This window comes from Anaerotignum lactatifermentans DSM 14214 (genome assembly GCF_900142265.1).
GTDB classification, from domain to species: Bacteria; Bacillota; Clostridia; order Lachnospirales; family Anaerotignaceae; genus Anaerotignum; species Anaerotignum lactatifermentans.
The window spans coordinates 1-9,057 of record NZ_FRAH01000099.1 but is presented as its reverse complement, the minus strand read 5'-3'; the positions used below and the strand labels follow the sequence as shown (position 1 = coordinate 9,057).

Below are 9,057 nucleotides of genomic sequence, written 5' to 3'. Positions count from 1 at the left end.
AAAAAAATGGACAACCACCATCCGGAACTGGGGTCAGGTCTACGGAGAATTAAGTATTATGTATGAAGGACGGCTTCCAGAATAAAAAGAACAGATTGGTTAAAACAGGCGGAAAAGCCGCCTGTTATTGACATGCCATCTTTTGGATGGTATATATAAAACAAAGGTGGAGTGCTTCATTTCAAAGCATTCCACCCAGTCTTATCATAGAAGAATCTTATTTACAGACTTTTCTTCATACCCTCGTTTCAGGTCGAAAAAACAAAAAAATATTTCGGTCTATTTCATATGCCATAATAATTCTTTTATTGACCTTGTTTTTTTGAGCTTATGCTTATATAATATAAATATGTATTATTTTGTGCTATAAATAAGCTGATAATGTAATGCAGTACCATATTTATTTACAACAGAATCAGAATTCTGTTATAATATCAGCCGCATTTTTTCCAGTTTTTTTCTGTGGTTTTCACCAGTTTCCATAATATAAATACGAGTTGTTTCTATGCTGGCATGACCTAATAAATCTGCCAGCTTTGCTATATCTTTTTCTACGCTGTAAAATACGCGCGCAAAAAGATGACGCAGATTGTGCGGAAACACTTTTCCTGCTTCTACTCCGGCGTCATGGCATAACTCTTTCATTTCACGCCAAATGTTACATCTGTTCAGGACATTCCCTTTTCGCGTAAGAAAAATAGGGCCGCTCAAGATACCTTGCTTTTTCGTGTAATTTTTCAAAAGCTGCTGGAGTTTTTTCGGCAGAAAAATAACGCGCTGCTTTCCTTTGCAATTTACGTCTGCATATCCTGATTTAACTGCTTCCACTGTGATAAACTGCAGTTCTGATATGCGTATTCCTGTAGCGCAAATAGTTTGAATGACTAAAGAAAGCCGTAATTTTCCTTTTTTCTGTGAGGTCTGAACCAGTCTGATATATTCTTCTTTTGACAAATCCCTTTCTTTTTCCATAAAAATGCGTTTTTGACGTTTTAATGTCTTTACACAGCAATCGAATCTCCCCATAAAACGGAATAAACCGTTTGCCGCTATGATCTTGCCGTTGATTGTTGATACAGAATAACCTTTTTTTATCAAGCTCTGTTTCCACAGACATATGTCGGTTTTTTCAATTTTTGCATCAACACCAAGAAATTGATAAAGATCCAAAATATCTTTTTTATATTTCGCTATTGTGCTTTGCCTGCATTCCTGTTCGTGAAGATAAGAAATATAATCGCCCAACATTTCCAATGAGATAAACTGGTTATCCATGCAAAAATCCTCCTCAATATTAATAAATTAATTTTAACTTTTTTTGCGGAACTTTATTCCGAAATTTTAAATCATTTGGAAGATATTTTGAATGAAAAATAAAGAATGGTTTGATATATTGAAATTATATGTTTTTTTCTTCAAGAAGGCTCGGATTCTTTTATAGTTCTGTCTTTTTTCTCAGTTCTAAGTTTTCTTGTTTCAATTTTTAGTTTGATATCAATATGAACAAAGTGCAATCCTATAACCTGAGAACAGGGTTCCCCATATTCTTTATATTAACTTATCCAGCGATATAAATTATTAGTTTAAATAGACAGTCCTTTAGAAACCTCTGAAACAGTCGTCTCATCTTCAAGAATTAATTTTACAGCAGCAATTTTAAAACTTCTGCGCGCCATAAAGTATACCGTCTTTCATGAACTTTTCTTAATCTTGTATCTATTTTATTGTAGAATATTCCCTTTTTTTCTGTATACTATGTAACTGTTAAAGTGAACAGTTCACATTCTCGGCTCACATTGACCCATACCATAGCTCACGCAAAAGACAGACCTCCCCCTTGGCGTTTTTTCATCGTTTTTTTGGGGGGGATTTTTTTGTCCTTTTTTCAAATTCATTCTATAAAATAGAGATTGCTGCTTTTGCCGCCATTATCACGAAACCGATTTTCTTTTCTGATGTACGCGCTTCTTTCCAATTCCCGAATGGAACGCTTTACGGATGCCAAAGAAAGGTGCAGATCTTTCGCTATAGTTTTCATGGAGGGGTAGCAGCTTTTTGTTTCTTTGCTGGCGCGTTCACAAAGATATAAATAAACAGATACGGCTTTGCTGGAAAGCTCTGTATCCTGATAGACCTTCATTTTGTCAATCATCACTTGTTTCCACCCCTTTCATGGTTTTCGATATGTTACGCAACGGCTTATCTTGTTCCTGTATTGGGCGTTTTATAGGCTGGAGAGGATTTTTCGGTAAACCATATTTTTTTGCGATGGCTTCCTCAATGGTCTTTTTGTTTGCGTAATGCACCTTTCTCACCACTGCCTGGCGCATTGGGTATGTTTCATTCAGTTCGATCCCCCACTCAAAAAACAGCTTCAGCTTTGTTTTCATTGGCTTTACGCCTGTTCTTGTGACGATGAACGTATCTTTTGGCATGATTTTAAGCTCATCTGGTGTCATCAATGGTCTGCCGGTCATTTGAAGTGACTTAGATTTATCTCTGCCCTGTGAGATACTGCCTGTCATGACTGTCCTATCCCCCAGTGTCTTGGACAGTACGTTAGCTGCTTCGGAGTTTGGTGCAAAGCCGCCATATAGGCAGACCTGACAATTATCAATGATGATGTCCGCACCTTCTTTGCCGTAGTTCTTTTCCAGCTGTGCCAATGACTGTATGATAGGCACAAAGCTGATTCGTCTGGAACGGCTGGCAGAAAACATCATTTCCGCAGACTGTATGGCTGGCAGTGTACCAAACTCATCAAGGAAGAACATGACTCTGTTGGGCAGCTTTCCTCCCATTTCATCGGCAATGGAAAGCATTTCTCGATATAGCTGCTGTACGATCAAAGAAATGAGGAAATATTTGCTGTTATCTTCCTCCGGCATGATCAAAAATACCGCCGACTTGTTCCTACAAAACTTTTCCGTATTGATTTTCGTTTCAAAACAAAGTAATTGTTCAATTTCAGAATCCAGAAAAGCATTCAGCCTTGACAATGCTGTTGAAAGTACTGACGCCATTGCCTGGTCTGAAGTATTCAGGGCGGCGCCGGAAAGCCATCTTGCTTTATGTTCTTCCGGAAGGCGTTCCATCAATAACTTGACCTGACTTTTGCCTTTCACTGCCGATGGTCCCAATAGATCCTGAATCAATTTGAACACACTGATAATGTGCCTTTCTTCACCTTTTTCTTCTTCCTGTTCCTCTGGCTGAAACAAAATCTCTGCTTTCACTTCTCGAATACTTACCTCCTTTGTTTTCGGCAAAAAATTTATATTTTTTTCAATACAATTTTTTCTCATTTGTTCGATTTCTTTTTTACGTTCTTCCAGTGCTTTTTGTTTTCTTTTTCCCTGTTTTAATGTAAGAGCGTAGGGCGAACAGAATTCCGCAATCACCAATATCACAGCCATGATCAAGCCTTCTGCCGAATCATAGAAGAAAGCGTTTTGTCCTGCGTTGGCAGAATCAAATCCACCGGAATTCATAACTGTTTTAGATATTATTTTTGCGTACTTCTCCGCTTTTGCCTTTGCCACAAGAGAGTCTGTCTGCAAATATTCATCCATGTAGTGGTTCACCATATGAAGCATATTGAAGCCATCGCTTTGGGTTGGATTTCTCAAATCCAGCACCGAAATATCATAGCCATAATACTTTTTTGCGATGGGAGCGTAGCTTCTCAGGAGGTCACCCTTTGTATCAGTTGTCACGAAGCTCATGCCTGATGCACAGCAGTATTCCAGATTGGGATATAAAAACTTGGCTGTCTTGCCCACACCGGCAGCGCCGATCATCAGCGCATGAACATCTCCTTCCTCCACGATTGCGGTGACTGTTTTCTTCTTTCCGAACTTCATCATATTGCATCCAATGATAATGCCTTGCGGCAGGTCGCAAGGAGGCTTTCGCCTCCAGACCTGTGGTTCATATCTCACTCTTTGAAATGCCGTATCGATTTCCTTTGGTGTGGCAAAGCTGGCAGAGCCATGCTGTCCATCGCCTACGGTCTTGCTTTTGATGTTCAAAGACTTCCTGTCAATCAAAAGCATGCAAACCATAAAGGCGCCAAAAATCAATAGCAGCGGCATCAACTTCCATAAGTTCTCCATTTCTTCAACCTCCCATCTCTAATTCCATCTGCTCTGTGGTATCAGGTTCTGTTTTTTGTTCTTCCTTACTCTGCTCCACAAAACTATTTTTTCTTTCCAACTCCTGTAGATACTCCGTTTCCACATAGATGATAGCTCTCATCGCCATGTTCGCCATGTTTTTTGCCCATACAAAAAGAGACGGTTGATCCTGAAACGAAAAAGTTTCCAGACGTTCCATCTCTTCTTTCATTTCCTGTATGCGCCGATCCATTCTCGCTTTATCCAGATATGTTTTATACGCTTTTTCCAATTCCTGTATGGTGGTTTGGTACCTGGTCAGCTCCGGCAGGGTATCATCCCTTTTGATTTCACACATCATACAGATAGACAAATCTGCCATACGCAGGATACTGGCAAGCAATGGCTTTGTATCAGCTTCTCCTTTTTTCACCGATTTTTCTGCTTGCTTAAAATCTCGTTTCATCTGCTCCAGATAAAAAGAGAAACCTGATTTTTCATATTCCTGTTTACGCCATTTCATATATGGGCTTTCTGTGTTGGCGTTCATAATACCAAGTTTTCTGACCGCAACATGGTATGCTGTTTTCTTCGGATGTGACTGTGGAAGAATAGGCACCTTACCATGTTCCGCCTTCAGCTGCTCGTTCCAGTCTTTATAGAGAGGGTATTGCCTTTTGATTTTTTCTGCCACATAACCCTTTTCAATGAGGATATCCTTTAATTTATCATAAGTTTCAATGCCCGCCACATCGTAATCCAGACAGAGAAAAATCTCATGAATATTTTTTTGTTCTTCCAAAAATTGTAGAAGCGGTTTTGGTGAAAGTCCATCCAGTGCCAGAAAGCTATCCGCTTTCCATTCATCATTTCTCAATGTAATAAACGACATTAAATCAATGGCAGCTTCAAACACATAGAGCTTGCTGCTTTCCCCTCGCCAGCAGAAACCATACCTGCAGTCAGAACCAGCAACAGTCATTCGAAACCCTTTTGCATGCTCCGCTGTAGATTTTTTACAGGCTGACTTTGGCACACCTTCTTTGTCTGTTCCCACAAAAACGATGTTGCCGTGTTCCTTTTCTTGATAAAGTGTTTTCTGCTCTACAAAACTTTTTACCACATCCTTGTCCAGAAATCTTGTATTTAAAAGATAGGCGAATACTCGTTTCATGTTGATGTCTTTTTCGGGAAGTTTGAACTCTGATTTTTTAGTACCGTCTTCGCATTTAGCTGTATTACCATTGACCTTGGTTTTTTCACTCACATTTGGCTTTTCCTGTTCTGCGTTTTTCTTCCTGCCAAGTTCTGGTTCTTCTCCATGTAGAAGTTCTTTCATGGCAGTGCGAAAGTTCATACCATAAAACTCCTGCATAAACTTTAACGGATAACCGCCTCGCATATTTTTATGATCATACCAGCGGTTTCTTCTGACGGAAATGCTGTCATGCTCTCCTGTGGAGTCTTTGTAGATCAGTACTGACTCACTTCCAGTTTTTCTGAGGTGTTCTCCTTTTTGCTGCAAAAATTCCTCCAGATTGGTCTGATTTGCCTTATCGATCTGTTCCTGGGTATAAAGTGCCATATGTTTCCTCCCTGTCCTTTGCCCTATCAAGAGCGTTTTCCACACAGCTGTAATCAAAGCTGTGTTCCTCATACGCTTCTTCCATTGCTTCCACTTCTTTTTCTTTTGGGAATGCAAATGGTGTTTCTCTCATCAGAAAAACCATTACATCCAAAACACCTTTTTCTGTTTTCAGGTTCCAGTTTGTCTTTTGATAGATTTCATTGGGATAAATTGCTTCCATGTTCTTTAAATCAGATTCTTCCAACTTCCAAATGACTGCTGGCACGATTTCTTCTCCAACCTCCAGTGTCGGCATGGCAGTTTCATAAAACCTGCGGAATTCCAATGCACAGTCTTTCAGACCGCATTGCATAAACAGTTTTGCTGATGGACAAATCCCCTGTAGCTTTTCTTCCTTCATATATCCATCGTAAGTCAATAAATAAACCATATTTCATCCTCCTCATACTTCCAATTCCAAATCACTAACTACTTGTTCCTCTACAGGGTTATCCATCATTTCTTCTTCTGATTGAGCCTGATTGCAGACTTCTTTTGATTCGATTTCCGTTGGTTCCATCATCTTCTGCCATGCGGAGTTGCCCTCCAGATTTTTTGTCAGCATTTTTCTTGCAAACTTATATTCCTCGCCTACCATACCGGCTCGCACTAACCATGTACGCATCATGAATTTATCATTTTGATTCTCACTTTTCTTTTGGCTGACAGTACGGTTGTTTTCCGCAAAGCTGCTGACGATCTGTGCAAACTGAATATCACTGAGCAGTTCTTTTTTATTGAGTGTGCTTTTGAAGTAAGGAAACGAAATGACACCGTTCTCTTTGCCTTGACTGGTGTCTGCCACTTGTGAAAAGGGAATGTCTAACGCTTTTTGAAATAATTCCCCTTTGCTCTCATAAAGATTTTCCAGATTGGTCTGGTACTTCTCCCAGTTCTCAATACAACTTACATCCAGAAGCAGATTCATTTTCGTGGAGTCATTGACGATAGCACCTCTTAGTTCCAACTGTTCCAAGGCTTTTTCCAGCATTGGAAACTCATTTTCATATAAAAATGGTGAGAGCAGTTTCACTTGGTACATATAGTTTGCTCCCACCACTTTTTCTCCGTTATATTTTTCTGCCTTGATGCTGTCAGAGGAAAGAATACGCCACAGCCTTTGATTTTGATCCGGAACGTTATATCCATTGTCCGACAGACAGAAAACGACTTTTGTATCAAACTGTTCCGCCAAAATCTCTGCCACAGCTTTCCTTGTAATCCCTGTCATATCCATCTCAATACCATATTTTTTCCATCTCATACGCTTCCCTCCTTACATTTTCTGTCCATGGGCTTCTTTCTTTTCCATGATTTTACGCATCAGCTTCTTATCCACATGAATCTGTTGTTTCTTTCTGTCATAATCCTCTTTAATCATATGGCTGATGTGTTTCATCAGAAGCAGGAACTGTTTTTGTGCCTGCATTTGATAATACTTTTTTGTCCGTTCTTCCCAGTTTTCTTGTGCATTTACTTTTTCATGATTTTCTTTCTCTGAATCTTTTTTGATTGCTTCATCTATTTCCGAAAGCTCCAACGCAGATTTCAAAACCATGTTTTTGATATTGCGGAACTCTGGTTCATCCGCAAGGGTTCTTCTGGCACGTTCCTGATTCTGATATGTAGAAAGGATATCGTCTTTCAATCCCAGCCAGCTTTCATAGGCTTGTGAAATCTTTTTGTCCTTGCTGATTTCTTTGACGATTTCGTCTACCAGTATTTTATTTTCTTTCTCCAGCCTTCCATAAACCTTTTTGTGCTTTGCTGTTTTCAGTTTTTGAGATAACTCCCAAAGCAAAGCTTTCGCTTTTGGATTATCTGTATATTCCATTGCCATCGCCTGTTTCAGTTTCCTGTCAAAGTAATCTTTCAGCTCGTCCCTGACTTCATCTTTCTGCTCATAGATGTGATACAGCTCATCATGGAATATCTCATTAGCAAAAGAACTTCTCAGCTTCATCAAGTTCTGTCTGCCCAAATATCCTTCTCTTGGATTTTTGGAATAGCACATCAGATGGATATGAGGATGATGTCCTTCATTATGGAAAGCACCATACCATACAAAATGCTCTACAGGGATTCCCATTGCCTTTGCGATCTCTGACACTTTACCTCGTACCAGTTCTCGCCACATATTGGCATTATCATATCCCAGCCGGACAGCGTCCTCTCGTTTCAATGATAAAACAAACGTCCAGATGTTGCCGTTATGTTCTGTGACTTCTCTTGCCACTTGATTCAGATTGATTTCTTTATCAGAGCCATTCCAAAGTGCATGTCCCTGTTTTCCTCGTTCTGCTCTTGGTCTTTTAGCAAGGTAGCCCACATAGTTTTCCATACTGCCTTCCCTTGCCAAACCTTCTTCGGCAATTTTATTGATTAGGTCTGCAGCGTTTTCTTTTGTTGGATTTTTTAAATAATCTTCATACTCCTGTTCACAGCTTTCTTTCAATTCTTTATGGGCTTTCAGTTCTTTTTCGATCCATTTCTTCTGGTGTTCCGTAGCTTCTGTTTGGGACTGATCCGCTTCAAACTTTTCCGCATTTGGTCTTGTGGCAACATACTTTACATAGTTTTTCACCTGTGACGGCTTTCGCATTTTTAGATATCTTGGTGTAAAAACAAGTCTTGGCATACAATCACCTACATTTCAAATTGCATCTCATTATCTTGTTTCGATTCCAAGCGGTCTTTTAACTCATCCTCTGTTTCCATATGGAAATCATCCGGTCATAAATCCAGATAGACCACGCCATGTTTTGTTTCTATCCCTGTTTGTGCAAAGCCTTCACCCCAGCCATCACTGTACTGTCCGCTGAAATAGTCTTTCAGGATTTCGATCTCCTGATCTGTCAAAGGTTTTTCGATATCACATACCATAACACCATATGCTTTGTCCCCTACGGTTTCGATCCTGGGATATGCCGCCGTTACTTTTTTCAGCAGATCTTTATGGATTTCTCTGCTTCCATAAGCAAAGTAATGCATCAGCCCCATATCTTCATCTGTTTCATAATCCCATTCCTTACGGATGGCTTGATTGATTTCTTCCTGATAGGCTGTCAAGTCTTCTGCTGTCAGAAAATCGAAATCTACTTCTCCCAGTTCCTCCATAGCTTCTTCATCAAAATACGAATCGTAATCCATATCTTTGTTAAAGTCATAATCTATGATGCCCTGCACAGGACTATAAAATCTGTATTTCATTCCTCATCACTCCTTTGATATCTTACGGCTTCTTCCATGGTAAGAATGCCGTTGATCTTTTTTACTTCATTGACGCATCGGATATGAAGTCTTCGCATAGTTGCC

The 9,057-nt window shown here is 39.7% G+C and carries 8 protein-coding genes; all 8 read right to left on the bottom strand.

Annotated elements, in window-relative coordinates; genetic code table 11:
* Positions 1–426: 426 nt before the first annotated feature.
* Complete coding sequence (locus BUB35_RS16730; RefSeq protein ID WP_072853632.1) at positions 427–1,275, bottom strand: tyrosine-type recombinase/integrase; 849 nt, start codon at positions 1,273–1,275, stop codon at positions 427–429.
* Between the two features lie 616 nt (positions 1,276–1,891).
* A complete protein-coding gene (locus BUB35_RS16725; RefSeq protein WP_072853630.1) occupies positions 1,892–2,152 on the bottom strand; it encodes a helix-turn-helix domain-containing protein in 261 nt (86 codons plus the stop codon).
* A complete protein-coding gene (locus tag BUB35_RS16720) occupies positions 2,145–4,115 on the bottom strand; it encodes a type IV secretory system conjugative DNA transfer family protein (RefSeq protein WP_072853628.1) in 1,971 nt (656 codons plus the stop codon). The genes BUB35_RS16725 and BUB35_RS16720 overlap by 8 nt, the downstream gene beginning before the upstream one ends.
* A 4-nt stretch (positions 4,116–4,119) precedes the next feature.
* Positions 4,120–5,700, bottom strand: coding sequence for a DUF3991 and toprim domain-containing protein (locus BUB35_RS16715; protein ID WP_072853626.1), 1,581 nt, complete (start codon positions 5,698–5,700; stop codon positions 4,120–4,122).
* Positions 5,669–6,133, bottom strand: coding sequence for a hypothetical protein (locus tag BUB35_RS16710; RefSeq protein ID WP_072853624.1), 465 nt, complete (start codon positions 6,131–6,133; stop codon positions 5,669–5,671). The genes BUB35_RS16715 and BUB35_RS16710 overlap by 32 nt, the downstream gene beginning before the upstream one ends.
* Before the next feature lie 12 nt (positions 6,134–6,145).
* Positions 6,146–7,006, bottom strand: coding sequence for an amidoligase family protein (locus BUB35_RS16705; RefSeq protein WP_072853622.1), 861 nt, complete (start codon positions 7,004–7,006; stop codon positions 6,146–6,148).
* A 12-nt stretch (positions 7,007–7,018) separates the two neighbouring features.
* Positions 7,019–8,380 (bottom strand): MobP3 family relaxase, encoded by a 1,362-nt coding sequence (gene mobP3, locus BUB35_RS16700; protein ID WP_072853620.1) that lies wholly within the window; start codon positions 8,378–8,380, stop codon positions 7,019–7,021.
* Positions 8,381–8,475: 95 nt separating this feature from the next.
* The gene (locus tag BUB35_RS16695; RefSeq protein WP_242949280.1) at positions 8,476–8,952 is read right to left on the bottom strand and encodes a hypothetical protein; all 477 of its coding nucleotides are present in this window, start codon (positions 8,950–8,952) and stop codon (positions 8,476–8,478) included.
* Positions 8,953–9,057 lie beyond the last annotated feature (105 nt).

Excerpts from the sequence above, each read along its gene's own strand:
- BUB35_RS16730 (WP_072853632.1), bottom strand. The coding sequence starts at position 1,275 with ATGGATAACCAGTTTATCTCATTGGAAATGTTGGGCGATTATATTTCT.
- BUB35_RS16720 (WP_072853628.1), bottom strand. The coding sequence starts at position 4,115 with ATGGAGAACTTATGGAAGTTGATGCCGCTGCTATTGATTTTTGGCGCC.
- BUB35_RS16695 (WP_242949280.1), bottom strand. The coding sequence starts at position 8,952 with ATGAAATACAGATTTTATAGTCCTGTGCAGGGCATCATAGATTATGAC.
- BUB35_RS16710 (WP_072853624.1), bottom strand. The coding sequence starts at position 6,133 with ATGGTTTATTTATTGACTTACGATGGATATATGAAGGAAGAAAAGCTA.
- BUB35_RS16715 (WP_072853626.1), bottom strand. The coding sequence starts at position 5,700 with ATGGCACTTTATACCCAGGAACAGATCGATAAGGCAAATCAGACCAAT.
- BUB35_RS16705 (WP_072853622.1), bottom strand. The coding sequence starts at position 7,006 with ATGAGATGGAAAAAATATGGTATTGAGATGGATATGACAGGGATTACA.
- BUB35_RS16725 (WP_072853630.1), bottom strand. The coding sequence starts at position 2,152 with ATGATTGACAAAATGAAGGTCTATCAGGATACAGAGCTTTCCAGCAAA.
- mobP3 (WP_072853620.1), bottom strand. The coding sequence starts at position 8,380 with ATGCCAAGACTTGTTTTTACACCAAGATATCTAAAAATGCGAAAGCCG.